Source organism: Paenibacillus sp. Paensp38 (assembly GCF_059491915.1).
In genome coordinates this window covers 801,680-828,231 of the sequence record NZ_CP168516.1, presented here as the reverse complement: position 1 = coordinate 828,231, position 26,552 = coordinate 801,680, and the positions used below count along the sequence as shown (strand labels likewise).

General features: G+C 46.4%; 24 protein-coding genes. 5 read left to right on the top strand and 19 right to left on the bottom strand.

From position 1 onward, the window contains the following. Nucleotides 1-154 precede the first annotated feature (154 nt). Nucleotides 155-1,843, top strand: coding sequence for a dihydroxy-acid dehydratase (ilvD, locus tag ACEN8J_RS03730; protein WP_341039864.1), 1,689 nt, complete (start codon nucleotides 155-157; stop codon nucleotides 1,841-1,843). Nucleotides 1,844-1,942: 99 nt separating this feature from the next. Here ilvD and ACEN8J_RS03725 read toward each other — a convergent pair whose 3' ends face one another. Beyond that, nucleotides 1,943-3,328, bottom strand: coding sequence for a polysaccharide deacetylase family protein (locus ACEN8J_RS03725; RefSeq protein WP_449292374.1), 1,386 nt, complete (start codon nucleotides 3,326-3,328; stop codon nucleotides 1,943-1,945). Nucleotides 3,329-3,507: 179 nt separating this feature from the next. Here ACEN8J_RS03725 and ACEN8J_RS03720 point away from each other — a divergent pair, with 179 nt between their 5' ends. After that, nucleotides 3,508-4,662 carry an AI-2E family transporter gene (locus tag ACEN8J_RS03720; protein ID WP_069012474.1) on the top strand — a complete coding sequence of 385 codons (1,155 nt, stop codon included), beginning with the start codon at nucleotides 3,508-3,510 and terminating at the stop codon, nucleotides 4,660-4,662. On the opposite strand, the gene ACEN8J_RS03715 is transcribed toward ACEN8J_RS03720, so the two are convergent. From ACEN8J_RS03715 to ACEN8J_RS03665, 11 genes are all read right to left on the bottom strand, one after another. Continuing rightward, on the bottom strand, nucleotides 4,650-6,425 hold the full coding sequence (locus ACEN8J_RS03715) for a peptidoglycan D,D-transpeptidase FtsI family protein (RefSeq protein ID WP_495594241.1): 1,776 nt from the start codon (nucleotides 6,423-6,425) through the stop codon (nucleotides 4,650-4,652). The two genes, ACEN8J_RS03720 and ACEN8J_RS03715, sit on opposite strands and share 13 nt — an antisense overlap. A 126-nt stretch (nucleotides 6,426-6,551) precedes the next feature. Next, nucleotides 6,552-8,798 carry a methyl-accepting chemotaxis protein gene (locus ACEN8J_RS03710; protein ID WP_495594240.1) on the bottom strand — a complete coding sequence of 749 codons (2,247 nt, stop codon included), beginning with the start codon at nucleotides 8,796-8,798 and terminating at the stop codon, nucleotides 6,552-6,554. Between the two features lie 223 nt (nucleotides 8,799-9,021). Next, nucleotides 9,022-10,353 (bottom strand): peptidase U32 family protein, encoded by a 1,332-nt coding sequence (locus ACEN8J_RS03705; protein WP_069012471.1) that lies wholly within the window; start codon nucleotides 10,351-10,353, stop codon nucleotides 9,022-9,024. 32 nt (nucleotides 10,354-10,385) lie between these two features. Beyond that, entirely contained in the window at nucleotides 10,386-11,315 is a 930-nt protein-coding gene (locus ACEN8J_RS03700) for a peptidase U32 family protein (RefSeq protein WP_318627537.1), read from the bottom strand. Nucleotides 11,316-11,326: 11 nt separating this feature from the next. Next, a complete protein-coding gene (gene mltG / locus ACEN8J_RS03695) occupies nucleotides 11,327-12,355 on the bottom strand; it encodes an endolytic transglycosylase MltG (RefSeq protein WP_069012469.1) in 1,029 nt (342 codons plus the stop codon). Nucleotides 12,356-12,449: 94 nt separating this feature from the next. Further along, nucleotides 12,450-12,755, bottom strand: coding sequence for a DUF1292 domain-containing protein (locus ACEN8J_RS03690; RefSeq protein ID WP_013311522.1), 306 nt, complete (start codon nucleotides 12,753-12,755; stop codon nucleotides 12,450-12,452). Further along, nucleotides 12,752-13,060, bottom strand: a complete 309-nt coding sequence (locus tag ACEN8J_RS03685; protein ID WP_241113411.1) for a DUF1292 domain-containing protein — start codon at nucleotides 13,058-13,060, stop codon at nucleotides 12,752-12,754. The genes ACEN8J_RS03690 and ACEN8J_RS03685 overlap by 4 nt, the downstream gene beginning before the upstream one ends. Before the next feature lie 13 nt (nucleotides 13,061-13,073). Next, nucleotides 13,074-13,490 carry a Holliday junction resolvase RuvX gene (gene ruvX, locus ACEN8J_RS03680; protein ID WP_029515724.1) on the bottom strand — a complete coding sequence of 139 codons (417 nt, stop codon included), beginning with the start codon at nucleotides 13,488-13,490 and terminating at the stop codon, nucleotides 13,074-13,076. A gap of 9 nt (nucleotides 13,491-13,499) precedes the next feature. Then, nucleotides 13,500-13,760: an IreB family regulatory phosphoprotein gene (locus tag ACEN8J_RS03675; RefSeq protein WP_007431624.1), complete on the bottom strand. Its 261-nt coding sequence runs from the start codon at nucleotides 13,758-13,760 to the stop codon at nucleotides 13,500-13,502. Between the two features lie 136 nt (nucleotides 13,761-13,896). Further along, nucleotides 13,897-16,530, bottom strand: a complete 2,634-nt coding sequence (gene alaS, locus ACEN8J_RS03670; RefSeq protein ID WP_029515725.1) for an alanine--tRNA ligase — start codon at nucleotides 16,528-16,530, stop codon at nucleotides 13,897-13,899. Nucleotides 16,531-16,881: 351 nt separating this feature from the next. Next, entirely contained in the window at nucleotides 16,882-17,949 is a 1,068-nt protein-coding gene (locus ACEN8J_RS03665; RefSeq protein ID WP_029515726.1) for an AI-2E family transporter, read from the bottom strand. 211 nt (nucleotides 17,950-18,160) lie between these two features. Here ACEN8J_RS03665 and ACEN8J_RS03660 point away from each other — a divergent pair, with 211 nt between their 5' ends. Beyond that, nucleotides 18,161-20,134 (top strand): methyl-accepting chemotaxis protein, encoded by a 1,974-nt coding sequence (locus ACEN8J_RS03660; protein WP_029515727.1) that lies wholly within the window; start codon nucleotides 18,161-18,163, stop codon nucleotides 20,132-20,134. Between the two features lie 165 nt (nucleotides 20,135-20,299). Here the strand turns inward: ACEN8J_RS03660 and ACEN8J_RS03655 are convergent, their stop codons facing one another. The 4 genes from ACEN8J_RS03655 to cymR all read right to left on the bottom strand — a co-directional run bounded on the left by ACEN8J_RS03655 (nucleotide 20,300) and on the right by cymR (nucleotide 22,762). Continuing rightward, on the bottom strand, nucleotides 20,300-20,512 hold the full coding sequence (locus tag ACEN8J_RS03655; protein WP_013311529.1) for a YrzR-like zinc ribbon domain: 213 nt from the start codon (nucleotides 20,510-20,512) through the stop codon (nucleotides 20,300-20,302). Between the two features lie 10 nt (nucleotides 20,513-20,522). Beyond that, nucleotides 20,523-21,044 (bottom strand): PRC-barrel domain-containing protein, encoded by a 522-nt coding sequence (locus tag ACEN8J_RS03650; protein WP_029515728.1) that lies wholly within the window; start codon nucleotides 21,042-21,044, stop codon nucleotides 20,523-20,525. A gap of 136 nt (nucleotides 21,045-21,180) precedes the next feature. Beyond that, a complete protein-coding gene (locus ACEN8J_RS03645) occupies nucleotides 21,181-22,332 on the bottom strand; it encodes a cysteine desulfurase family protein (protein WP_029515729.1) in 1,152 nt (383 codons plus the stop codon). Nucleotides 22,333-22,342: 10 nt separating this feature from the next. After that, nucleotides 22,343-22,762: a cysteine metabolism transcriptional regulator CymR gene (gene cymR / locus ACEN8J_RS03640; protein WP_013311532.1), complete on the bottom strand. Its 420-nt coding sequence runs from the start codon at nucleotides 22,760-22,762 to the stop codon at nucleotides 22,343-22,345. A 304-nt stretch (nucleotides 22,763-23,066) separates the two neighbouring features. Between cymR and mnmA the strand changes: the two genes are divergently transcribed. Continuing rightward, entirely contained in the window at nucleotides 23,067-24,188 is a 1,122-nt protein-coding gene (mnmA, locus tag ACEN8J_RS03635) for a tRNA 2-thiouridine(34) synthase MnmA (protein WP_029515730.1), read from the top strand. Nucleotides 24,189-24,278: 90 nt separating this feature from the next. Here the strand turns inward: mnmA and ACEN8J_RS03630 are convergent, their stop codons facing one another. Continuing rightward, nucleotides 24,279-24,743 (bottom strand): DinB family protein, encoded by a 465-nt coding sequence (locus ACEN8J_RS03630; RefSeq protein WP_069012468.1) that lies wholly within the window; start codon nucleotides 24,741-24,743, stop codon nucleotides 24,279-24,281. Between the two features lie 99 nt (nucleotides 24,744-24,842). Between ACEN8J_RS03630 and ACEN8J_RS03625 the strand changes: the two genes are divergently transcribed. Next, entirely contained in the window at nucleotides 24,843-25,673 is an 831-nt protein-coding gene (locus tag ACEN8J_RS03625) for a PPK2 family polyphosphate kinase (RefSeq protein ID WP_165149671.1), read from the top strand. A 114-nt stretch (nucleotides 25,674-25,787) separates the two neighbouring features. On the opposite strand, the gene crcB (ACEN8J_RS03620) is transcribed toward ACEN8J_RS03625, so the two are convergent. Together crcB (ACEN8J_RS03620) and crcB (ACEN8J_RS03615) are read right to left on the bottom strand one after the other, a co-directional pair. Next, nucleotides 25,788-26,144, bottom strand: a complete 357-nt coding sequence (gene crcB / locus ACEN8J_RS03620) for a fluoride efflux transporter CrcB (protein ID WP_029515732.1) — start codon at nucleotides 26,142-26,144, stop codon at nucleotides 25,788-25,790. Continuing rightward, nucleotides 26,141-26,542 carry a fluoride efflux transporter CrcB gene (gene crcB / locus ACEN8J_RS03615; RefSeq protein ID WP_029515733.1) on the bottom strand — a complete coding sequence of 134 codons (402 nt, stop codon included), beginning with the start codon at nucleotides 26,540-26,542 and terminating at the stop codon, nucleotides 26,141-26,143. The genes crcB (ACEN8J_RS03620) and crcB (ACEN8J_RS03615) overlap by 4 nt, the downstream gene beginning before the upstream one ends. Between the last annotated feature and the right edge of the window lie 10 nt (nucleotides 26,543-26,552).

The window sequence follows — 26,552 nt, the reverse complement described above, 5'->3', positions numbered from 1 at the left end:
TGTTGATTACAGAACACTTCTTGTATTTTTTCAATATCTTCATATATGTAGAAAAAAGCTCACATCTATGATAGACTCTTTAGAAAACATCTGCGCTATCACGGCGTCCATTGAACGCCATACTATTTTTATACTTTGGGGGGAAACCAGCATCATGACAGCTAAGACGAAAATGCGTTCCGATATGATTAAAAAAGGCTTTGATCGCGCTCCTCACCGCAGCTTGCTGCGCGCAGCGGGTGTCAAGGAAGAAGATTTTGACAAACCGTTTATTGCGGTATGTAACTCGTATATTGATATCGTACCAGGCCACGTCCATTTGCAGGAGTTTGGCAAAATTGTCAAGCAAGCCATTCGTGACGCAGGCGGTGTACCTTTCGAGTTTAACACCATCGGTGTAGACGACGGCATTGCCATGGGCCACATCGGTATGCGTTATTCTCTGCCCAGTCGCGAAATTATAGCTGACTCTCTGGAAACTGTCGTGTCCGCTCACTGGTTTGACGGCATGGTTTGTATTCCTAACTGTGATAAAATTACCCCTGGCATGATGATGGGCGCATTGCGCGTTAACATTCCAACTATTTTCGTCAGCGGCGGCCCTATGAAAGCTGGTAAAGACAAGAACGGACGCTCTATTTCCCTGACCTCCGTCTTCGAAGGCGTAGGTGCATATCAGGCTGGTAAAATCGATGATCAAAGCTTGCTTGAATTAGAACAATATGGCTGTCCGACATGTGGCTCCTGTTCAGGGATGTTCACAGCGAATTCCATGAACTGTCTCGCAGAAGCGATGGGTCTGGCTATGCCGGGTAACGGCACCATTCTTGCAGTAGCAGAAGAACGTAAAGAATTCGTTAAACAATCTGCACGCCAATTGATGGAATTGATTAAGCTGGATCTTAAACCACGTGATATCGTGACTAAAGAAGCTATTGATAATGCATTTGCATTGGATATGGCAATGGGCGGTTCCACGAATACAGTATTGCATACATTGGCACTTGCCCATGAAGCAGAAGTTGACTACCCTATCGAACGTATTAATGAAGTCGCAAACCGCGTACCTCATTTGTCCAAATTGGCACCTGCTTCCGACTATCATATTGAGGATGTTCATAATGCAGGCGGCGTAAGCGCAGTGTTGAATGAATTGTTGAAGAAACCGGGCGCACTGCATGGAGACTGTATTACTGTAACCGGAAAAACCATTCGTGAAAACGTAGAGGGTCAGGAAATTCTGGACACTAACGTCATCCACAAACTGGACAACCCTTATTCCGAACGCGGCGGTCTGGCTGTATTATTCGGTAATCTGGCACCGCAAGGCTCCATCATTAAAGTCGGTGCAGTTGATGCTTCGGTTGGTGGCTATCACAAGGGTCCTGCTATCTGCTTTGATTCACAGGAAGATGCACTGGCAGGTATCGCCAACGGTAAAATTAATGAAGGACACGTTGTTGTTATTCGTTATGAAGGTCCAAAGGGCGGACCTGGTATGCCTGAAATGCTCGCTCCAACTTCACAAATCGTGGGCATGGGGCTTGGTGCCAAGGTGGGTCTGATTACAGACGGGCGTTTCTCAGGTGCTTCCCGTGGTATCTCCATCGGTCATATTTCCCCCGAAGCTGCAGAAGGCGGACCTATCGCTTTTGTTGAGGACGGCGATATCATCGAGCTGGACTTGAACAATCGTAAGATTGAGCTCCAGATTACGGACGAAGAATTCGAACGTCGTCGCGCCAACTGGAAAGGCTTTGAGCCGAAGGTGAAAACGGGTTACCTGGCGCGTTATTCCAAGCTGGTGACGAACGCAAGTAACGGCGGAATTATGAAAATCTAAATGCTTTGCTAAGATAGGACTACTTTATGAACGGCTAAAAAGCCTCTCGATCCCTAACAAAGGATCGAGAGGCTTTTTTATTAGGTCATCAGGGTTAGCCTATTCAGTCAGCTCGCTGTTGAGTGCATGGACATCATCTCTCTGAGCTGCTTGCTCAAGAGCTTCGTTTGAGCGGTGTGAGTCTCCCTGATGAAAACGTTCAAACAAGGTATCCAGTGGCATCACAATTATTTTCGGTACCATTACATCTTTTTTTTCACTCAATTTCTCTAAGCCCGAAGGATGGATAACACGAAATAACAGCTTAAGATATACAGTGGACACATGCTTAAACAATCCTTTGGGAAGCTCTCGAACTTGAAATCCCAACTTCTCTGGTCCCCGATGAATCATACTTACTGCATAGATCGCCTTTACACCTTTCATTTCAGAATCATGTACAATGCGTTGGGTCAGATCAGGAAGTTGTTTTTTTACAATCCGAATTAATTGAATAGCTAGATGTACCATCGACTTTGCCGTCGAACCCAATTGGAACAACTTTTTATTATCAAAATGAAGTTCGATTACCGGGTCCCCTTTTTTTAGCCACCTGCTGTTCTCCATATTTACATTTGGCCCATGATAGATACGGCGACGATAATAAAAGATCGTATCCTCCTGACTTACGGGACGAAGACGAAACAAAACATGAAATAGACGCTCATACTGAAGCCATCCAAATACCAGCGTTCTTTTATACCAACCCATACTGGACATCTCGGAGGCAGTAGGTTGATTGACAGACTGACGGCAAAACAATGTATCCACCCGCACGCTGCGTAATTGTCGTTCTTGGGCGACCCTCAGTAGCTTCTCCAGTGCGATTAGCATATTCTGTGGCGCTTCCGCGTCTGCCCCCAATGTCGTACCACAGTCATGGAGCAGCATCACCTCGCCACCCCTTAGCTTTTTAAGCATTCTCTCTGCCAATTGTTTCGCTCCAATGCTTGCCTTCCAGTCCCCGAACATGGAAGACCATAATACGATTCGACGACCATTGGTGTTGGAAATATCAAAGAAGTTCACTATCCCCCAAGGTGGGCGATAAAAGGTCGTTCCCTCGCCAGTTACTCGACGAATGACTGACTCTGTCTGGGCAATTTGTCTTCTAACAGTAACAGGCCGCATAAGCCAATTCGATTTGTGCACATAATTATGAATACCGATTAGATGACCTTCATCATGCATGCGTTTCAGAAGCTCAGGGTGTTTTTCTGCATTTATCCCAACAACAAAAAAAGTAGCTTTGGCATCAAAACGCTTCAGTAAATCAAGCAGCTGCGATGTATACACTGGATCAGGGCCATCATCAAAGGTGAGCGCATATTCTTGTTCACTTTTGCCGCGCCTGAACACCCGGAAACCAAATATACGACTAACCAGCGCCGGAATAAAAGCATAAAAAGTTGAAATGTAAAACATCCATAACAGCAAAGTCTGCACGTTTTATCCCCACTTTTCTATTCTGAACTCCCCAAGCAGGCTTCCTGAGGAAAACTCACTTACTTATATGTTATCACAATGACGTAAACATGCCGAGATTTCGCTACTTCATACGGTCAGCATTGAGGTCCAATTTAGTGTACAATAAATAAAAATCTAAAAGGAGTCGTTGTATCCATATGCTTCCATTGTACAAAAAATATTGGCGTACCGTTTTTGATATCGGTTTGATCGTATTAACCGTGTATTTAATTATGTTCGTATCCAGCAAACTGTATCAACTTGCCGCACCTGTGTTCCTTTCGTTCGTCGTGTTCTGGTGCATTGAACCTGCTGCCCGTTATTTTCATCGAAAAGGAATGAAAAAACCTTTTGCCTCCGCACTCTCCGTATTGCTGTTTATTATCCTTTTACTTGCTATTTTTTTCGGATTGGGTCTGATTCTGGTTACGCAATTTACGAAAGTCGCGCAAAACCTCCCACAGTATACTCAGATTATCCAAGCGGAATTCACGCGGTATCTTCATCTTTCTCAAGATAAAATCGCTGCTTTACCTCCGGGTGTTACCGAACGTGTGAATGAATATTTTGCGACTGCCACCACCATTGCTACGAAATGGGCACAGCTAGGCTTATCCTTTTTCATACAGTTCCTCAGTTCTTTCACTGTTTTTATGGGCAACTTTGCCATTGCAATCATTTTAGCGTTCTTTTTAAGTATGGAAATTAATCTTTGGAAGAGCATTGCCCGTAGTAAAACACCCAAGACACTAAAAACTGCTTATCTTTTTCTGAAAAACCACGTACTTAAAGCTATCTCCGCTTTTCTCAAGGCTCAAGCTCTACTGGTGGGGATTACCTTTGTTCTCGTATTTATAGGTTTACTCATTTTGCAAGTGGATAATGCCCTCTCATTGGCGCTCGTGGCAGCTTTGTTCGATATCCTGCCCCTGTTGGGTGTACCTGTTATTTTTATTCCGTGGGCCGTGTATCTGTTCATCACAGGCAATACCGGCCTGGCAGTAGGCCTGCTTATTGTCATGGCTGTCACGGTTATCGTTCGTCAGCTGGCAGAGCCTAAAATCACTGGTAATTCCATCGGTGTTTCATCTGCCTATCTGATGCTTTCCTTTGCCATTATATCGTTGTCCATCTTTGGACTGGCCGGATTAATCCTATCCCCCATTCTGATCATTTTGCTCAAGGAATTGTGGCAGCAAGGCTATCTGCAGCAATGGATTCGGTTTCCGACAGAGGAATTTGACGAGCCTCCGTTTATCGTTAAAATACAGGAGGAGGATCGTGAAGCTACTCGTGGTACTCAAGAGGATTGAGCTAACAGATCCATCACTTGACCAAACAGTGCTGTAGCTTGATTTGTAGAATCTGTTAAAGCATTTTGCACAAGGACGGCGACCGCATAACGAGGCCGCTCTATCGGACCATAACCTATAAACCACTGGTGATTTATAGGTTGACCGTTCTTCAAAGCTTGGGCCGTACCTGATTTGCCGGCCAGATTCCATGATTTATTACGCAACGAGGCACCAGTCCCCTGTGTCACAACCTTTTCCATTGCTTCACGAAGCGTGCGAGCCGTCGATGTATGAATCAAGCGGCTACCCTCAGGTGAAGGTGCAGCGTGAGTAGGTAGTTCCAGTAAGGTGCTACCATCTGCATAACTGATGCGTTTGACGACGCGTGGTGCATGTACTTGACCATCATGCAGCAAGGTGACGATGAGATTGGCAGCTTGGAGAGGCGTCACCAGCACATCACGTTGGCCGATAGCTGTCTGTACACGTACGCCCGGATCAGACGCGTTCGTATGGGGGCCGAATACGGCTCCCTTTTCTTCGTGATCCAGCGGTCTGAATTGAGGTAGTCCTGCAAGATTCCGCTCCTGCCAGCCCACAGTTCGGACCAATCCCAGTGCAGAGGCTGTGGCCTGAATTTGCTCAGGATTAAGCCGTTCGCCGAGATGAGCGAACACACTATTACAGGATACGGCAAGCCCTTCCTCCAGGTTCAGGGTACCGTGTCCTTCTTTTTTCCAGCAAGCCAAACCGTACTTGCCATAAGTTCCATGACAATGGAATTGTTCCTGCGGTTGGACAACACCTGATTCAAGTGCAGCAGCAGCCGTAACCAACTTAAAAATGGAACCAGGCGTTATCGCCTTAAGTGCACGATTAGACCAGTCTGTTTTTTTCTGGGGATCAACATGACCGGGATTATAAAAAGGGCGAGACACCATCGCCAGTACATCCGCGTTGCCTGCATCGAGCACTACCACCGCCCCTTCTGCCAAATGACTAGATTCCGTCAGCTTTTCAATCTGTTCCTGTATAGGTAGATCAATTGTAGTCTGTACCTGTAATGGATAGTGACCATTGGATGGAGCACTGACACGCAGCGGTACATGAGCCAATGGACGACGCTGCGCATCTACAAATCGGGAGACGAACGTTTCACCGACGCCGCTCAGTAGCGGCTCCAGCGTTCTTTCCAGCCCGGCTGCCCCCATCGGCAGTTCACTCGCTCGGTCGGCACGTTCATACAAAAAGCCAAGCCATTGCCTGCCATTGGGGAAATCCCTGTAACGTTTCGCATAAGGTACAAGCTCAATAAGCGAAGGGGCTAACTTCAGCAGCTTGCCTGCTTCATGCGGATTGATTTGTACGGGCTCTCCGCGCCCATCTCGCCATATGAGCGGGGATTGCAGCCCTTTCCATCGTGTCAGTAGTTGCTTCTTATTCGTACGCAGTAGCTCGGCCAGTTCTTCGCCATGTAAAGCCGCTTTGCCATCTACATCGGGAAAAAGTACTGGCGTCCATACTACTCCGCCAGTCAAGGGTCGCCCATGCCGGTCCGTAAACTGTCCACGTCCAGAGTCGATAGAAATGCCCTCCTGTCGCTGACGTGCTGACATTTCCTTAAGCGAATGCCCCCCATAAACGGACATATGAATGCCCGCTGTCCCCTGAAGCCAAGCCAGTCGGAATAATAAAATCAGCAGTAGCGCCATCACCCCCAAGGCCATATATGCAATTCGACGTTTTCGTATGAAACTGCTACCACGTCTCGGCACACCCATCCTTCTTTCATCTTTTTTCCAGTAGTATGTCCTGTAGTTGAAAAAGAAAACCCACTCAACTTTTAACGTTGAATGGGTTAACCACGGAGATCAGTGACAATCCTGATTCCCATGGTTTAGTTATATCTACACCGTAAACCGCGAAAGCTGTTCCTTCAAGTTCACTGATACTCCTTCCAGTTTATCCGACAAACCTACCAGTTGATTACCAATATTGGCCTGTTCAGTGCTGAGTGAAGCGACTTCCTGTGAAGTGGCCGAGGATTGCTCAGCTACTGCACTTACATTGGTCATTGCCTCGGACAATGTGGTCTGTGATTCACTCAGATGATGAATGGAGGCGGTGACCGTTCCCAACCGAAGCGCGAACTCTCCCATTTGCTGCTGCACCGATTGGAAAATGTCCGTTGTTTCCTGCACGGCTCCCATCTGCTCCCGGAACAGCGGGTACACCTCAGATAACGCCTGTACCGTTTCATTCATCTCATTGACGATGTTATTAGTAATACCCGTAGCTGTGCGAATAGCTTGACGTGATTGTTCAGCCAGCTGCCGAACCTCATTGGCTACCACCATAAAACCACGCCCAGCCGTCCCCGCTCGTGCTGCTTCAATCGTCGCATTCAGTGACAGAATGTTCGTTTGTTTAGCAATATCCTGTAATACGTCCAGCACCTTAAAGACATCGGAAGTTGTCTTCTTCAGTTCATCTACTTTGCCTACCAGAGCATGCGTAGTTTCTTCCGTAACCTTAGTCTTGCTCAATAGATTTTTCAGTTGAACTGTCCCTTGTTCACTGGATTGTTCAACTTCTTGTGCGACCAGACTCATTTCATGATTGGAAGCCATAACCGTATCCATTTGCTGAGATATATTCCCGGTTAGTCCGCTGCCACGTTCGGCCTCTGTTGCCAAACTGGCGGCGCCATGAGCAATTTCTTCCGTTGCTGCTGCTATTTCTTTGGCTGAAATGGCTGTCTTCTTCGAGGCATCGCCTAGTTCCGTCGCTGTTTTCAGAACCTCCTGAGCTGAGGCATTCGTCTGCTCTACCAGCAATGTAATTTGCTCCATCATGATATCAAAGCTTTCTGACAACTGCCCAATTTCATCCTGAGCCTTATAGTTCGTTCGAATTTGCAAGTTGCCTTTGGCGCCTTCGACCATTAAATCCTTCAGGTGTGTCAATGGACGAGCCACGAGGCGCACGATCCACAGGCCAATGAACAATGCAATGAGTGTAGCCACTGCAGCAAATATCCAGGTCGTGGTTAGAATCCCCTTAGCGTCTCTCACCAGCTCAGATACAGGTACTACACCCACGAGAATCCATTTGGAAGTTCCCAGCGTATTATGAACTGTAAGCACATTTTGCTCTTTGCCATCTGCAACCTGCTCCATAATTTGATTTCCTTCAATCCCTTCAAGCTTGGAAACGTAATCCAGCTTTGTCTTTCCTCCTGCCAAGCTCTCATTGTTAGAACCTACAAACTCACCCTTGTCTGTCACAAGGCTAATCATACTGCCTGAGCCCAAATTAACACCTTTCAACTCGTCCTCCACCGCACTGGACTTTAAATCCATAACCAGAACGTAAGTCCCTCCCAACCCAGACATACTGTTCATGGAGCGTGCTAGGCGAAAGGTCTTGCTGCCATTGTCATTCACCTGTGTAGGTAACCAAACAATTCCCTTGTTTTTCAAAATATCCTTAAACCATGCTTCCTGCCGTACATCTTTTTGTGTTCCAGTGCCCATAGCAGCAAACTTGGTTTCTTCCGGGTACAAATACAATGAATCAATCGCTTTATTCGTAAAAGCAATATTCGTTAATTTCTTGTTTACTTCGCCCATAGCAACAAAAGATGCAAAGGGATTTTTATCTTGCTTTACAGCCTTTTGCAACTGATCACTTAATTCAGTATCAAAAAATACCTGTGTCGATGTGTCTTGAAAGCGCTCTAGAATAATGTCAAGCTTTTCTGAAGTTTGCTGAACGGTCTGCTGATAAGCCGTTGCTGCATTTTGCTCAATCGTACTTTTAGCCTTGTAGTATGAGAGCATCCCCAAGCTGACCACAAATAACATAATTGCCGCAAAAAAGATCAGAAACAACTTCATTCCAACCGAACGTATCGGATTATAGTTTTTGACCAAATGCATGAAATCTTTACTGTACCTTTCTGGCTTAAGTAAACGCTTTAAATTGTGTGTACCCTTACGAATCGCCTTAGCTAACCAGGGCGCAACCTTCGAAGACATCGCAACCGTTTGTTCCCCTTTATTCGTTGCTTTACTGCCTTTCAAACCCTGCATTTGATCCGTTTTCTTGGGTTGCCTTTTTACTGTATTCCCCTCTTTTTTCCGTAAACCCATTCCTCTCACCTACCACCATATAATTAGTTTCTAATTCCACGTCATCCATTATGTATCTATTATCTATATAACTTCTATCGGAACTATTCGACAAGGAATGTAGCTTTCCTTTGAGCATCGACTAAATTTTGTGAAACTTTTTTCCTAGAAAACTATTCAAAAAAAGGCCTCTCCAACCGATAGGAGAGGCTTTTGATTCTTTCATCTGTGACTTAAGGCTTATTTATTTCTTTTTACGCATCATATCAAAATACGATACGGGCTGATCTACCTTCATTCTAATTCGTTGAAGCGGGTGACGAGCAGCATCCAACTCGTTGCCTTCCTCATCCCAGATCGTTCCGACCGTTTGTTTGAAGAATGTTCCGTTCGGACCGAAAAATTCAATTTCATGACCGGGTTTAAAATGGTTCCGTTGTTGAATAGTTGCGATCCCACTCGCGGCATCGTAGTCCATGACTAGTCCAGCAAAATCATAAGGGACTGCCTTTTCTTCCGGCTCATAAATATGATCCTCATGATCCGGTGTATCGTAGAAAAACCCTGTATTCAGCGGACGATTAGCTGCCTTGTTAATTTCTTCAATCCATTCTGGTTTGAGCACATAATTTTCAGGATCAGCCATATAGGAATCAATCGCTTGGCGATAGACATTCACGACCGTTGCCACATAGTGGATAGACTTCATCCGTCCCTCTACTTTAAAACTGTCTACACCTACATCAATCAGATCAGGAACATTTTCAATCATACATAGATCCTTGGAACCCATAGAAAAAGCATTATCACTCTCTTCAAACAATGGAAGCTGGTTAACACCGAGCTGGAACTGTTTCAGTGCATTGCTAACCTGTGCCTCTTCTTCAGATATCCAAACCTCACCTGGGCGGGCATCCTCAAACAGATCGTATTTCCAGCGGCAAGACTGACAACATCCCCCACGATTGGAATCACGGTCTGTAAAGTGATTGGACAACACGCAGCGGCCGGAAAATGAAGAGCACATCGCACCATGGACAAAAGCCTCGATTTCGATGTCCACATGCTTTTTAATTTCTTCGATTTCCTCCAGACTGGTCTCACGTCCAAGTACCACACGCGGTAACCCCTCGTTTTTCCAAAACTTTACCGCTTGCCAGTTCAGCGTGGACTGCTGTGTGCTCAAATGCACTTCCAATCCAGGAACAGCGCGCAATGCCACGGATACAATAGCCGGATCAGCGACGATAACGGCATGAATTCCCGCCTCGTACAGATTGCGCAAGTACTCCTCAATTCCGGCAATATCTTCATTGTGGGCATAGATATTGGTGGCCACAAGCACTTTAGCACCATACTTGTTCGCAAATTCTACACCTTCGCGCATTTCCTCAAAACTGAAATTATCGGCGTTAGAACGCAGACCATATTTTTGTCCACCAATATATACAGCATCCGCGCCATAGTGAACGGCAAACTTCAGTTTTTCCAGATTTCCGGCAGGAGCCAACAGCTCCGGCTTGTCCAAACGATTCCGTTTACCTATATATTTTCTCGCTTTGGTTATCGTCCCCATGACGTTCCCCCCTCTGTAAATTCATTTTAAAATTAATAAACCTGCTCTTTATAGAAAAATCCGAAGGAAAGTTCCCGTTCAGGATCTTGAAGACGGCGAACTTCATCCAGCCAGCTTTCATCATAAGCGTAAGCATCTGGGTCGGCTGTATAACTATCTATTGCTTTACGATAAGCACGAACAACCGCCTCATTGTAAGCCGTAGGCTTCAATAAGCCCTCGATCTTAAAGCTATGCACGCCCGCCTCCATTAGAATATGCAGGTCCTCCATGATGCAAAAATCATCTGAACTCATAATATGTGTCCCATTTATATCCTCGTAAATAGGGAACTTCTCTTCTTTCCGCTCTGCTTCAATCAGAAACAAGCCGCGTCCTCTACCCAAATCCCCTTCTACATTACGTCCCTGGTGCAGCATATAACTTTGAACAAGCTTACGCTTGGAGTGATAAATATTAGTCATGCCATGTACCTGAACCTGTGCTTCTATGTTCAACTTTGGTATCATTTCGGTAATTTCATCCATACTCAGCTCACGAGCCAAAATGACCCGGGAAGCCCCCTTTTCACCCCAATAGTTGGCGGTTGCGAAGTTGGTAGAGATCATCTCACCGTTCCAGAACAGCTTCAGATGCGGGGCATACTCCTTCACGGCCATAAGCACTGCGGGATCATTAAACTCAATGGCGTCTATGCCGCATCCAGCTAGGGTCTGCACATATTCGGGAATGAGCGGCAATAGCTCGTTCGTCATCAAATTCGTCATAGATACATATACCTGCGCCGCATGCTTGCGTGCTTCTTCTACCACTTCACGGATTTGGTCCGGTGTAAAATGTCCCGGCAGTCGCATTCCAAAGCGGTCATCTCCAATAAGTAATGCAGTAGCTCCAGCCCCCAGCATATGGCGGGCATCCTCCGGAGAGCTGGCAGTTGCCAGTAGTTCGGGTTTGTAAGCCATAGGCTCACCTCCTAATTTGTCTTACGGTTACTTACCTGAATGTTATGCAAATGTTCTTTATACGTTTTGGCAAACAAATGTTCATGTGTCCCGTCTTTTTTGGTCACATAAAATAAATAATCTGTAGCTTTCGGCTGTAAAGCCGCTATCACTGAGTTCAGACTGGGACTTGCAATCGGCCCTGGTGGAAGTCCCAGATGCAAATACGTATTATAAGGGCTTTCCACAGCCAAATCCTTGTAATACAGCCGTTCTTTTTGCTTGTCCAGCATATATTGAACCGTAGCATCAATTTCCAGCTTCTTACCCTGTTTGAGCCGGTTATAAATGACGCCAGCTACTACAGACCGCTCATCTTCCACAACCACCTCGCGCTCTACCAAAGAAGCAACCGTCAGCAGTTGATGCAGCGTTTCACCCCGCTGTTTCAGCTTGGCATCCAGATCGGAAACAGTCTCCAACCGCTTTTGTGTCTGTTCTAGCATCACCTGTATCATATCTTTGGCCGTGCTGCCCTTTTTCAGCTCATAGGTTTCCGGGAAAAGGTAGCCCTCCAGCGCATAGCGAAGCCCCGCCTGCTTTGGAATGTCCCGCACCAGCGCGACGTCAAAAGCGGACGGATCGTTGGCCAGCTGCAAAAATTGCTGCCGGTCTGCCAGTCCTTCCTTTTGCAGCTTATCAGCCATCTGTCTAATCGTAAAACCTTCCGGGATTGTAAAACGAATCATTTCCTCTTTGACAACATCTCCAGCCGATAACTTAGTAATCAACTGATCAAAGGTTGCGCCAGGCTGCGCCTCATATTTTCCGGCCTGAAATGCGCTTCCTTGCTGTTTGAATTTTACATAAGCCTTAAACACGAGCGCATTACGTATAAGTCCCTTTTGCTCCAGCGTATCTGCGATTGCCGATGTTCCTGTTCCCTGCACCACCGTAAAAGCAACGGGTTGTGTTTGGGGCTGAACAGGCTGCATGGCATTCCAAATATAGAGGGCTACCCCTCCTGCTATAATGATAAGCAGTAGCAACAACGTAAACATCCTCGTCCTTCGCTTCACATCCACCCAACTCCTTCACAGCCAAAAAGGGCGGACTGGTCCGCCCTTTCAGGTTTGATCTCATCGCTATCCAGACTTACAGTTCTTCCGGCAACGTACATTCATCGTACAGTTCGGAAATATCTTCCCACTCATCATCATCTTCAATGGTGGTGATAGAGATTTCGCCGTCTGTGGATGAGCTTACATGGTAAAGTTCATGTTCGCCAACAGCAGCCCCGGGTCTACGCAATACGGCGTACCGTTGCTCTCCTACCTTGAACTCTGCTTCCAATTCCATGCGAATCGCATGGCCCTGTTCATCCTGCAACTCTACATCGCCGTCGAACGTTTCCTTCAAATCAGAGGTCCAACTCAGGTCTTCACGTGAATAGCTCGTCATTTCCCGTCTTCCTCTTCCTCTTCCTCTTCTTCTACGAATGTATTAAAGGTCTCTTCGACGATTTCCCATTCGGCATCGTCTTGGATCACAAACAATTTAATATCATCGCCTTCTTCCTCGTAACGGAAGGCGTACACATCGGACTCATCAGCTTCAGGGTCCACTGGCGCAACCATCATGTACTTCGCTTCGGAACCATCTACCTCAAACTTCATAATGACCTCGAACTCTTCCTCGTTGCCCTCGTCATCGGCAATATAAATAATTTCCGGCTCTTCTTCCATACCCACTTGATTTTCAGCCATTACGAAATCCCCCTCACCTTGTACTGTGTGCGTCCAAATAGTTTTGCAAGATCAGGCTTGCGGCCAGTTTATCTACCACCTGCTTGCGTTTTTTTCGGCTGACGTCGGCCTCCAGAAGCGTACGCTCCGCCGAACGCGTCGTCAGCCGTTCATCCCAAAGGTGAACGGGTAAACCCAGTAACTCCTTGAGTCGGTTCGCAAACTCGATGCAAATCTCACCGCGTGGACCCACGGTTCCGTTCATGTTTTTCGGCAAGCCAACAACAACCTCGCCGACCTCATTTTCACGAACCAAATTTGCAATTTTACCGAACTCGCTGTCGTCACCGCGTCGTTCTATGACTTCCAATCCTTGGGCGGTCCAGCCGAAGGCATCACTTACGGCGACCCCAATTCGGCGATCCCCGTAATCCAATCCCATTACTTTCATGCCTGTCTCCTAACGATGCTTAGCAAGATAGAAACGAACCAACTCTTCAATCAACTCATCGCGTTCTTTTTTACGTACCAGGCTTCTAGCATTATTATGCCGTGGCACATAAGCCGGATCACCGGATAGCAAATAGCCGACAATTTGATTGATCGGATTGTATTCTTTTTCTACCAACGCATCATATACGGTCAACAAAATCTCCTGAGCAGAAGCTTCCTTTTCATCTGCCTTGACATTAAATTTGACCGTTTTGTCCATGGAATCCATTGTTGACACCTCGCTTCCACAAAACATGTGTACATGTTTATGCCAGCTTATTCTTTTACATCATACCATAAGCAAAGCCCTACAAGGAAATATCTAAGCCCGTTTTTTCCCAAAAATCTGCAAAAAATATCGAACTTTATCCTTGTGAGGCTGCCGCCACCAGTTCATGCGCACGTTGAAGTGCTTCATCCAGCTTGCTGGCATCCTTACCACCGGCTTGCGCCATGTCAGGTCGTCCGCCACCGCCGCCACCGCATACGGCAGCAATTTCTTTCACGAGCTTGCCTGCATGAAGTCCGGCCTTGGTATGCTCTGCCGGAACTGCTACGACAAAATTAACTTTATCGTCCATTGCAGCGCCGAGCACCAGCACAGCAGCCGGAAGTTTCCCTTTCAGTTCATCAGCAATCGCACGCAACGCGTCCATGCTGGAAGCCTGCACGCGCGCAGCCAGCAGCTGCACCCCGCCTGCTTGCACGACCTGATCGGTCAGCTGGCCTGCCTCAATAACGCTCAGCTTGCTCTGCAGCGATTCATTTTCACGGCTAAGGTCTTTAATTTGTTGCTGCAATGATTCGATACGCTTTGGTACCTCAGACAGCTTGGATTTTACAAGTCCAGCCGATACCTTCAACAGCTCTAATTGACCTTCCATATATTCAAAACCAAAACGTCCGGTCACCGCTTCAATACGACGTACACCTGATCCAATGCCGCTCTCGCTGACAAGCTTGAACAAGCCAATTTGCGAAGTATTGCTGACATGACAGCCACCGCATAGTTCAATGCTGTAATCGCCTACTTTAACGACCCGCACGATATCTCCATATTTTTCACCGAACAGCGCCATTGCTCCGAGAGCCTTGGCTTCATCAATCGGTTTCAGTTCAATATTAACGTCCAGTTGGCTCCAGATGGCACGGTTTACACGCAGTTCAATATCCGCCAGTTCTTCTGGTGTAATGCTTCCAAAATGGGAGAAATCAAAACGCAGACGCCCAGGCTCTACCAAAGAACCCGCCTGATTGACATGGTCACCCAGCACTTCTTTAAGCGCTTTGTGAAGCAAATGCGTAGCCGTATGGTTTTTCTCAATTTCTCCACGTGAAGCTTGATCAACTTCAGCTTTCACCGTATCGCCAACGTTCAGCTCACCAGCTTCTACAACAACCTGATGCACATGCTGACCTTGTGGCGCCTTAAACAATCCTTCGACCTTCGCGGTTACCGTACCTCCACGCAGCAAGCCTTGGTCACTGACTTGTCCTCCGCTTTCGGCATAGAAAGGAGTCACATCCAGCACGACCTGGCAAGACTGCCCTTCACTAACAGTGTCCACCAGTACATCTTCATATACAATCGCCACAATTTTAGACTCAGTTACGAGGTCATTATATCCAACAAATTCACTTTTAACCGCCAGATCGGACAAAGCTCCGCCCTGAATCTTCATGCTGGCGCTGTCCTGATGTGCATCACGGGCGCGTTTGCGTTGTTCCTGCATCGCTTCATCAAAGCCTTCACGGTCTACTTTCAAGCCCTGCTCGTCTGCATAATCCTCTGTGAGATCGAATGGGAACCCGTACGTATCATACAGTTTGAAGGCATCTGCTCCACTAATGACATTGCGACCTTCTGCCTTCGCCTGAGCACTGATATCGGACAAAATTGCCAATCCATCTGTCAGTGTTTCATGGAAGCGTTCCTCTTCCGTTTTGATCACTTTGATGATGAAATCACGCTTGTCCACTACCTCAGGGTAATACACACCCATGACATCCCCAACGGTTTCCACCAGCTCAAACATAAATGGACGGTTCATGCCCAGCATTTTGCCATAGCGCACAGCCCGGCGCAGCAAACGGCGGATCACGTAACCGCGTCCTTCATTAGAAGGCAGCACACCGTCACCAATTGCAAAAGCTACGGTACGAACATGGTCAGCAATAACCTTAAGAGCCACATCACTGTCCACATTTTCGTTATATTTCACTCCTGCCATCGCCGCTGTTTTTTGAATTAGTGGCTGGAAGATATCCGTATCAAAGTTGGAATCCACATTTTGCAGAATGGATGCAAAACGCTCCAATCCAGCCCCTGTATCAATATTTTTGTTTGGAAGCGGCGTATAGCTACCGTCTTTGTTATGGTTGAATTGTGAGAAAACGAGGTTCCACACTTCCAGATAACGCTCATTTTCTCCCCCCGGATACATTTCAGGGTCCGTCATGTCGCTACCGTAGGCTTCGCCACGATCATAAAAGATTTCCGTACAAGGTCCGCAAGGACCTTCACCGATATCCCAAAAGTTATCTTCCAGTTTGATGATACGTTCGGCAGGAAGTCCAACTTTTTCGTTCCACAGCTTGTACGCTTCCTCATCCTCAGGATACACAGTTACAGCCAGACGTTCCGGATCAAAACCAATCCATTTTGGATCCGTCAGAAACTCCCATGCCCATGTAATGACTTCTTCCTTAAAATAGTCGCCAATAGAAAAGTTGCCGAGCATTTCGAAAAAGGTGTGATGGCGGCGCGTTTTACCGACATTCTCAATATCGTTCGTCCGAATACATTTTTGCGAATTGGCGATACGTGGATTTTCTGGCTTCACACGTCCGTCAAAATAAGGCTTAAGCGGTGCCATACCCGCATTAATCCACAGCAGGGAAGGATCTTTATGTGGAACAAGCGGCGCGCTTGGTTCAATCACATGTCCCTTGCTTTCAAAAAACTCCAGCCATTTGGAGCGGATTTCACTAGCTTTCATATAAGTAGCCTCCTAATTATGGTGTCACTGGTTCCTGGCACAGGCCATAAAAAAACAGAAAAACGCCCCTGAACGGATCAGGGACGATTGTATCGCGGTACCACCCTGGTTAACGCCGTCCCCTCTGTACGAAATGCCCATGCGCAAGCTGCACACCAACATTTGCTTAACGGACGATCGATCGCCTTGTTTTCACTGGTAACGGGAGCATCCCGGCGGGTTCAGCCCGCACTTCGAAATGAGCTTTCCCTACTGGATAAACACATTTAAACATACTCAATTCAGTATATCCGTGTCATTTAGCCGTGTCAACGCGATATCAGACAAGATACATACGGTGTAAGGACAAAATCAGATCGTTTTCCGCTTCACGTAATAAGCAAAAAAATGTTGAAGTCCTACCTTTAATACCGCCATCACGGGAACCGCTAAAATCAAGCCGGTAATTCCCGCAATTTCACCACCCACTAGCAGAGCGAAAATAATGGCTATCGGATGCAGATGCAGCGTTCGTCCTACCACCTGGGGAGAAATGACATTGCTTTCCAACACTTGAATACAAGTGTTAACGACCACGACCAAAAGCACCATTTTGAAGGAGATTGTAGAAGCCATGATTACTGCCGGAGCGGCTCCCAAAAAGGGGCCCAAATATGGAACGATGTTAAAAACCGCAACCACTCCTGCCAGCAACAGCGCATAAGGCATGCCAATCAGCATATATCCGAGATAAGCCAGCACGCCAATAATGACGCATACCAGTAATTGTCCCCTGACATAGTTGCCAAGCGCCTGATCAATTTCCTTAAGTACCGTTACAATCGCCTTACGACGAGAACGCGGGAGGTAAGACACAATCGTCCGCTCGAACACATCAAAATCTTTCAAAATATAAAAAATGAGGAACGGTACAATGAATACATTGAACAGCATGTTGATCATCCCGCCGATGTTATCCATAAAGGTAGAAATTCCGGTTGCCATCCGATTCTCTAGTTGGAAAAACCATTGATTCATACCCGTTCGCACCCCTTGGGGCAAAATGCCGCTATCCATATTCGTCATTAATCCCTGTGCATGCATGGTCAGCTCAGGCAGATGCTCATTCAGCTCATCCAGTTGTTCAATAAACATCGGAATCAGGTTCATCAGAATCACAACGAGACTGGCCAAAAATACAGCATAGATGAGCAGCACAGCTACGCTTCGAGGCACCTTGCGACCGCCCAGCATATTGACAACAGGATTAAGTACATAGGAGATGATCATCGCTACCGCAAACGGAGCAATGATTGTTTTCAGAAATTCATACAAATGAAAAAACAAAGGTCGCAGCAGCCAGATAAAATATAGAATGACAAGTCCCAGCAGCGTCCATATTCCGTACCGGAACAGTCTACTTTTCGTTAATTGCTCCATTTCGTGCCCCCTTACCGGACTAGCCTTCTTTAAGTATATGCCTGTACCTCTACTTTAATCCTTCCCGCGAGTCTGGAATGCTCCATCGATTACCATTGTAAAAAAATGATGAAAACGGATGAAAATAATTAACAAAGTCATTCCATCTGACGATATAAGTACAAAGCACTATTTTAGGATTTCATATTTCTGAAACATCGGGGGTCATTACATGAACTTAAAAATCAAGCTTATTCTCCTTTTCACTTGCATTGTTATCGTTGCAGCCGGGCCTTTATCCGTTATTAGCATGACAAGTATCAAAAATCAGGCTAACCGTGACATACAAGAGCTTATGACTAGTAAAGCCACCGAAACCGTCAATCAGCTCGACGGATGGACCAGCGGCAATGCCAAAATTATCGAGACACTGGCTGCAGGTCTGGAATCGAGTGATATTTCATCAGATGCCAAAACCGTATCTCTGAAAGCAGCTTTTGAAAACTATAAAGATCAAAATATTTCCAACATCTACGCAGGCTTTGAAGATGGATCCTACTGGGATGGATCTGGCTGGTTTGAAGCTGGTTATGATCCTCGCGCTCGTCCGTGGTACAAGGATGCCAAAACCAAGGGAGAAATGTATTATTCCTCACCTTACACCGATGCAGGCAGCAATGACTTCACCATTTCTATTGCTAAACCTCTCAAAGATTCCAACGGCTCTATCACCGGGGTAGTCAGCGAGGATATTATGTTAAATGATATGACAAAAATCATTAAAGACATAAACCTGAACGGATTAGGCTACGCATTTCTGATTGACCAGAATGGAGTTGTGGTCGCACACCCAGACAGCAAGCTGGCCGGTAAAAACCTTAAGGATACGCCCGAGTTGGGTTCATCAACTGCGGCCCTGCTGAGCACAGCTTCGGGAAAAACAGACTATACCTATAATGGCAGTGACCGTCAGCTTTATTTTAAAAAGATGCCTAGCACTGGCTGGATTGTAGGATTGTCCATTTCAAAAGATATTGCTTTTCAGGAGTATTACTCCACTCGTAATCAGTTGATTATTACCGTTGCTATCATCTTGGTCGTTGCTATGCTGCTGGCAATCTGGGCGGCAAACAACTTTATCAAGCCAATTCGGAAGCTTCAAGTGAACGTCAAACGTATAGCTGAAGGCGATATGACAGCTCGTGTGGACATTAAGGGTAAAGATGAAATTGCCAGCCTGGGTACAGATTTTAATATCATGTCTGATAATCTATCTCACCTGTTGCGCAAGGTATCAGATACTGCAGGCGATGTCAGCTCAGCTTCCCATGATATGCATCAGCACGCTAAGGATACTGGAACCATCGCGTCACAAATCTCCAGCGCAGTTCAGGAACTTGCCCAAGGAGCGAGCGACCAAGCTGAGGCTGTATATTCCGGCTCTGAGAAGCTGACTCACATGACAGGCTCCATCGACCAGATTGGCGAAAGTGTCAAACGGACCCAAACTGCCGTATTCGAAACAGATTCTGCCGTGCTTGCAGGGTATGAAACAGCTGAACGTCAAGCGAAACTGGCCGCCGAGTCCAGACAAACGACGACTGCGGCAGGGGAAGCCGTAGATTCACTCACGCTAAAAACTCAGGATATTGAGCGGCTGGCCGGAGCCATCCATGATATCGCCGCACAAACAAACCTACTGGCCCTCAATGCATCTATCGAAGCAGCACGGGCCGGGGAACACGGACGAGGTTTTGCCGTCGTCGCGGGAGAAGTGAGAAAGCTGGCTGAGCAAGCGGGCAGTTCCAGTGACAGTATCATGAGTAAGCTGGAAGAAATTAAGATTGCAGGAGTACAAAGCGCGGAGGAAATGAAGAGGGCTCTTGCTGTAACTGTAGAACAGGAGCACGCTGCCATTGCAACGAGACAGGCGTTTGAGTCCATTCGTGGCGCTTCTCAGCATATGCTTGCCCAAATTGAGGACGTTACAGCCGCCGCAGATGATCTCCGTGTGAATGCCGGGCATATTTCCGACGTCATTTCCAGCGTTGTCGCTGTTTCTGAGCAAAGTGCAGCATCTACAGAGGAAGTGGCCTCCTCTGTGCAAGAACAAGGTCATGCCATGAATAATATTGCTGACCTTTCTGCCAAACTCGATTCTCATGCAGATCTTCTATTGGAAGAGGTCAAACGCTTTAAATTGTAGAACTTACAATCTTCACAATAACGGTATACAAAAGAGGGTGCCCTCAGCCATTATGGCCGTACGGGGCACCCTCTTCGTTGTTTTTTATCAAGCGTTATACAACCTACTAAGCCGTATGTAGATCACACCTCTTAGTAAGCAGCCTGTCCACCTTTGGTGTCCAGCTTAGGAAGAAGCGTGAATTTGCGGCAAGTCCTGTTGTGCCATCTCATCTCCAAAGAATAGGTCGTCCAGCGAACTGAGCGTTCCATCCTCTTCCACTTGGTAGACAGACATTTTTTCACCATTCACCTGAAGTTCGATAAAGCATCCCCAGCAATAAAATTGATGGGAGCCAATTTTTCCGATATCTTTGGAATTACAATTCGGACATCTCAATAAACTCACCCTATCCATTAACAGAATATATGGCTTTTTCCAGACGCTGCTCGCTTAATGGGGGAACCATAACAGCATTTTCCCCGATGGACATCTCTTCGGTGCAGGGCAGCCATTTCCGCCCCTCTATAATATCCGATACAAAACCATCGCTGATTTCCAAGCCTATTATGTTATTGCCCATTTCCTGGTCAAAATAAACATCCGAGATGTGCCCGAGCATAAGCCCTTCCTCTGTTAGCACGGATAGATCCTTCAGTTTACAAGGCCCAAGCAAGTACGTATGTTGTATATCATGGGCCTCCATTTTACGCACAGCCTGCTGATTGCGAATCATGATCGCATCCTCACCGTAAGCAACGATGTCATCCCAAGCAACCATTTTCACGTGAGAAGAAAAAAGTCCCTTTCCTTCCAACTCGATCCCTGAGATTCGCCAATCCGCTGTCACCATAAAGTCATGTATTTTACCAATCTGCTTCCCGTCCTCCACATCGAAAACGGCAAGTCCGATCATATCTTGAAGCTTCATATATAGGGTACCTCCTCATTCTGCAATCTGAACGAAGGTGCGGTCCTTTTCCTACATGCCTGTCAGACCTTGCTTCCGTTCATGCAATGAAATGGAAAAACCGCCCCTCCCTTCTTATTAAAATGCGGAGAAATCCCTAGTACCTAGTACGCAGCCGCTTCCATATGGTTTCAATTTTCTTGGCCGTGTATTCCATTTCTTCCGTAGTATTACCCAAACCGAAGCTAAACCGAATCGCTGAATGTAAAACATCTTCAGGAAGATCCATCGCCTGCAATACATGCGATAGCTCTAAAGATCCGGAAGTGCAGGCTGATCCGCTTGCTGCTGCGATTCCTTCCATATCAAGGTTCATCAGCATGGTCTCTGTACCAATGGCCGGAAAGCTAACATTGAGAACATTAGGTAAAGAATGATCAGGGTCACCGTTAATCACAAAATTTTGGCTACCCAGAGTGTCTTCCAACCCTTTAAGCAACGTCTGGCGAAGAACCGTATCGTGCGCCCCACGCTCCTCAATGGAAGCATTAGCAAGAGTTGCGGCTTTAGCCAGCCCCGTAATACCGGCGATATTTTCTGTTCCGGCACGGCGTTTCTTTTCCTGAAGTCCCCCATGCATTAGCGGCTGAAGGCGTGTACCTTGGCGGATATACAATGCCCCAACCCCTTGCGGTCCGTTAATCTTATGACCAGACACACTCAGTAAGTCAATCGGGAGGTTCCGGCAGTCGATGGATATATGACCGAAAGCTTGAACCGCATCTACATGGAATACAACTCCATGTTCTCTCGCAATCTGCCCTACTTCTGAGATCGGCTGAATGACGCCCACCTCATTGTTGGCATACATCATGCTGATCAAAAAAGTATCTGGTCGAATGGCAGCCTCGATATCCGCAGGGTTCACGCGTCCAAACCCGTTGACCGGGACATAAGTTACCTCATACCCCGCTTTTTCCAGCTCATCACAAGCATGAAGCACTGCATGATGTTCAACCGCAGTTGTAATCATATGCCCTGAAGTACGGCCGTCTGCCGTAGCCGTCCCAAACAGGGCCAGATTATCACTTTCTGTTCCTCCGCTCGTAAAAATAATTTCTTCAGGCTTGCAGCCCAAAGAGGCCGCAACGGCATCCCGAGCAGCGCTGACGGTGCGCTTGGCATCGCGGCCAAAGGCATGAACGCTCGAAGCGTTGCCGAATTGGCCAGTCATGATGTCCATCATAGTCTGCGCAACCTCAGGATGCATAGGAGTCGATGCGGCATGATCCAGATAAATTCTGTTCATGTTATCCACCTCAAATGTAGAACATGTAATTATCCAATTCATCATGTTCTTGGTATGTGATCAAGTCCTTAAGTGTAGTAGAATCCAACACTTCAGCGATGCTGTCACGAATTCGCAGCCACAGCTGACGTTTTGCCGGATCGTCTTCTTCCGTGAAATCGACCGGAGAAATCGGACCTTCCAGTACACGAATGATGTCTCCCGCTGTTACTCCTGCCGGTTCATTCGCCAAAATATAACCGCCGTAAGCACCACGGATACTTTTTACCAAACCTGCATTACGCAAAGGCGCAATGAGCTGTTCCAGATAATGCTCTGACAGCTGATTTTTTTCGGCAATACTTTTCAAAGAAGTTGGACCTTCGCCAAACCTGGCTGCAAGTTCCATCATAATGGTCAGGCCGTAACGGCCTTTCGTTGATATTTTCAATTGTGCCACCTCACTTATAGTAACAATTCCGTTAAACACGCGGAATAACTGGTGTTGTAAACCTCTCTATTCCGATCCTAACCCTCAGCTTATGTTAACATATTAGGGCAGGTAAAGGGAAACATTACGGTAACTATCTTAAAAAAAGTTGCTTTCGGGCGATTTGGAACAGCTTTAGCCCGCTTTATGTAGCTTTCTTCCATCGTTCGCCGTGTCGTTTGATCGTCCAAACATCGTATCTTATTATCGTTTATGTTACAATAGGTGGGTTCTACAACTATATTGAAAGAATTGGGTGATGACCATGGCTAAAGCCAATCATGAAACCCGTGTCGTCGTCGGGATGTCCGGTGGCGTCGACTCATCCGTTACTGCGCTGCTGCTGAAGGAGCAGGGCTATGACGTAATCGGCATCTTCATGAAAAACTGGGATGACACGGATGAATTTGGCCGTTGTACGGCTGAGGAGGATGCGGAGGATGTGCGCCGTGTCTGCGAACAGATCGACATTCCTTACTATACCGTCAATTTTGAAAAAGAATACTTCGATAAAGTATTCTCTTATTTTCTTGATGAATATAAAGCTGGACGCACACCCAACCCGGATGTCATGTGTAACCGTGAAATTAAATTCGGCGAGTTTCTAAATAAAGCGCTGGATTTGGGAGCAGATTATGTTGCTACTGGACATTATGCACGGGTTGTGGAAGAAGACGGCCACTTTACTTTGCTGCGAGGCGTGGACAGCAACAAGGATCAAACTTATTTCCTGAATGCGTTAAGCCAAAAGCAGCTATCCCGAACCATGTTCCCTATCGGTCATCTGCCGAAACCAGAAGTGCGTAAAATTGCGGAAGCTGCGGGACTGTATACGGCCAAGAAGAAAGACAGCACAGGCGTATGTTTTATCGGCGAGCGTAATTTCAAGGAGTTTCTGAGTGGATATCTACCTGCAAAAGGTGGAGACATGGTGGATATCGCTACTGGTGAAGTCAAAGGACGCCACGATGGTCTGATGTACTATACACTGGGTCAACGTCAAGGCTTGGGCATTGGCGGCTCAGGTTCAGGCGAACCGTGGTTCGTAGCGGATAAGGATCTGGAGAAGAATATTCTGTATGTGGTACAGGGTGATCGTCACCACAGCCTGTATTCTACCAGCCTGATTGCAACAGATGTGAACTGGATTGAAGGCGCAGATACTCGTCCGACCGGCGAATTCCGTTGCACAGCCAAATTCCGTTATCGCCAACCTGATCAGCAAGTAACTTTACAATGGCTTGCGGATGGGACCGTGCATGTCATATTCGATGTACATCAAAAGGCCATTACGCCTGGACAAGCTGTTGTATTTTACGACGGGGAACGCTGTCTGGGTGGAGGAACCATTGATAAGGTTGAAAAACTTCAGCCTGAAACGGTTTAAATGAAAGCCATTTTGCATTGATATAGCAGGAATTAAAAAAGTCGTCTCTCCAGATTTGGAAGGGGCGACTTTTTTTTATGAAAGTTTATTTTAGTTCATGGCTTGTAAAGAATTCATAATCTGCTCTTTATGATGTCTGTCATGCTGGACAAACATTTCTTGCAAAAAATTTCCCATGGTGTATGAGCTATTAGGAAATTGACGGATAAACATTGATTCTGAAACCATCTTGAGCTTCACAATCATTCGCCTACGCTCTGCAATAGCTTCATTTAACAAATCATGTGGTTTCATATTTCTGCCGAATGCAACGGACGAATCGTTAAACGCTTGTACATCAGGATGTTCTTGGAGCGTAATTTGTTCCTCATTGATAATCTGTATGAGTGTCTTAGTGAAGCTTTTGTCCCACCCCATAATATGACTGATCATATCTTGTATTGACCATGTACCCACTATGGGTTTACGAAGTAGCTCATCTGAGTATGGAGATAAAGCTGTAAGAAATACAGTCCATTTTTCTAAATCTTCAGAAATCTCAGCTATCGTCGCCAATTGAATTCCTCCTTTAAGGTAAGTAACTTTTGATAACATCCTCATTTGGGTATATGATGTAAACAAGATCATACTTCAATTGAAAAGGAGCGTGCCTTTATGTCTGATTCATTAGGAATGCTGACACCAGGTAAAAAAGTTTCTTTGAAAGAATGGGACCCTAAGGATACAAATAATATCAAAAATAAAGAAGAAATCCGACAGGAAACAGATCAATTGAAGGAACGCTTCACGGAATTACAAAGCAAATTATTTACAGAGAAAAAACAATCCGTTTTGTTTATATTTCAGGGCATGGATTGCAGCGGCAAAGATGGCGTCATCAAACAAGTATTTTCTAATCTGAATCCGGCGGGGGTGACAGTCCACAGCTTCAAATCGCCTACGGCTGAGGAATTAAGTCATGATTTCTTGTGGCGTGCTCATAGCGTTACCCCAGGACGTGGATATATTGCAGCATTTAACCGTTCTTATTATGAGGATGTGCTAATTACACGTGTTCACGGACAGATATCCGATAAGCAGGCCAAACGGAATATTAAGCATATCAAGCATTTTGAACAGTTGTTGCTGGATAATGGTGTAAAGGTGGTTAAAATCTTTTTACATATTTCAAAGCAATTTCAGTTAGAAAAGCTGATCGACCGAATTGAAAAGCCTCACAAAAACTGGAAACTCGATCCAAGTGATTTGCAGGAACGGAAATTTTGGAAGCAATATACCCAGTATTATGAGGATGTATTAGAGCTAAGCGCAACCAAACAAGCTCCTTGGTATGTCGTTCCTTCAGACAACCGTTGGTATAGGGATTATACTGTGCTGCGGATTGCCGTCCAAACGCTGGAGGAAATGAAGTTGTCTGATCCTGATCCAAGACCTGAACTCGAATCCCTTTTACCTGAATTGTACAAAGAACGAGATAAAAAATAGCTGTATAGGTACAGCACTAAGCTTCCAAAACCGTATCACGGCTGAGAATGCCTTGAGTCGGGATTGGAAGCTTTTTATTGCATTTTTACGTGTTATTTCGAAAATGTATAAAGCTTAACTGACTCTGTACCCGATAGCCGCAGCTACAACTCCTACCACGACAGAGGAAAGTACATACGTAGCCATGCGTCGGTATTCTTTGCGCTCCATCAGTTGAAGAGATTCATAGCCGAATGTGGAAAAGGTGGTGTAGCTGCCACAAAAACCTGTTCCTAACAGCATCCAGAGTGCAGGAGACAACTGGTGTTGCGTAAACTCACCATAGAGCCAGCCTAGCAGCAATGAACCGCTGACGTTAATGATCCACGTCCCCCACGGGAATACGGTACCCAACCTCTTGCCGGCCCACATACCAAGCCCGTATCTCGCCAGTGTACCCATAATCCCGCCTGCCGCCGCCCACCAGATCATAAGCGTTCCTCCTTCGGAGCAGCCTGCGTCATTTTTGTACCTAGACGGATACCTGTCCATGTCAAAAATAGCCCTCCGCCTACGCTTAGCAGGAGGTACAACACAGCCGTCAGCATACGATCGTGAACTGTGAGGCGTACAGCATCCACTGCAAAAGTGGAAAAGGTGGTAAAGCCCCCTGTAAAGCCTGTTCCGATGGCAAGTCGCAATCGCGGCTTGATCCGCCATGATCGCAAGGTTACCGTAAAGAACCAACCAAGAAACAGGCAGCCGATCCAATTAATTAGCAGCACACCAAGTGGAAAATCCGCACCCGCCGCAGGCAGCAGCGATTGCAGGCCATAACGGGTAGAGGTTCCAAGCGCTCCGCCTGCGGCAACGAATAACATGTCTTTCATTTTTTTATCC

Coding starts and splice junctions, on each gene's coding strand:
- ilvD (WP_341039864.1), top strand. CDS start 155: ATGACAGCTAAGACGAAAATGCGTTCCGATATGATTAAAAAAGGCTTT.
- ACEN8J_RS03720 (WP_069012474.1), top strand. CDS start 3,508: ATGCTTCCATTGTACAAAAAATATTGGCGTACCGTTTTTGATATCGGT.
- ACEN8J_RS03715 (WP_495594241.1), bottom strand. CDS start 6,425: ATGGGTGTGCCGAGACGTGGTAGCAGTTTCATACGAAAACGTCGAATT.
- ACEN8J_RS03710 (WP_495594240.1), bottom strand. CDS start 8,798: ATGGGTTTACGGAAAAAAGAGGGGAATACAGTAAAAAGGCAACCCAAG.
- ACEN8J_RS03705 (WP_069012471.1), bottom strand. CDS start 10,353: ATGGGGACGATAACCAAAGCGAGAAAATATATAGGTAAACGGAATCGT.
- ACEN8J_RS03700 (WP_318627537.1), bottom strand. CDS start 11,315: ATGGCTTACAAACCCGAACTACTGGCAACTGCCAGCTCTCCGGAGGAT.
- mltG (WP_069012469.1), bottom strand. CDS start 12,355: ATGTTTACGTTGTTGCTACTGCTTATCATTATAGCAGGAGGGGTAGCC.
- ACEN8J_RS03690 (WP_013311522.1), bottom strand. CDS start 12,755: ATGACGAGCTATTCACGTGAAGACCTGAGTTGGACCTCTGATTTGAAG.
- ACEN8J_RS03685 (WP_241113411.1), bottom strand. CDS start 13,060: ATGGCTGAAAATCAAGTGGGTATGGAAGAAGAGCCGGAAATTATTTAT.
- ruvX (WP_029515724.1), bottom strand. CDS start 13,490: ATGAAAGTAATGGGATTGGATTACGGGGATCGCCGAATTGGGGTCGCC.
- ACEN8J_RS03675 (WP_007431624.1), bottom strand. CDS start 13,760: ATGGATTCCATGGACAAAACGGTCAAATTTAATGTCAAGGCAGATGAA.
- alaS (WP_029515725.1), bottom strand. CDS start 16,530: ATGAAAGCTAGTGAAATCCGCTCCAAATGGCTGGAGTTTTTTGAAAGC.
- ACEN8J_RS03665 (WP_029515726.1), bottom strand. CDS start 17,949: ATGGAGCAATTAACGAAAAGTAGACTGTTCCGGTACGGAATATGGACG.
- ACEN8J_RS03660 (WP_029515727.1), top strand. CDS start 18,161: ATGAACTTAAAAATCAAGCTTATTCTCCTTTTCACTTGCATTGTTATC.
- ACEN8J_RS03650 (WP_029515728.1), bottom strand. CDS start 21,044: ATGAAGCTTCAAGATATGATCGGACTTGCCGTTTTCGATGTGGAGGAC.
- ACEN8J_RS03645 (WP_029515729.1), bottom strand. CDS start 22,332: ATGAACAGAATTTATCTGGATCATGCCGCATCGACTCCTATGCATCCT.
- mnmA (WP_029515730.1), top strand. CDS start 23,067: ATGGCTAAAGCCAATCATGAAACCCGTGTCGTCGTCGGGATGTCCGGT.
- ACEN8J_RS03625 (WP_165149671.1), top strand. CDS start 24,843: ATGTCTGATTCATTAGGAATGCTGACACCAGGTAAAAAAGTTTCTTTG.
- crcB (WP_029515732.1), bottom strand. CDS start 26,144: ATGATCTGGTGGGCGGCGGCAGGCGGGATTATGGGTACACTGGCGAGA.
- crcB (WP_029515733.1), bottom strand. CDS start 26,542: ATGAAAGACATGTTATTCGTTGCCGCAGGCGGAGCGCTTGGAACCTCT.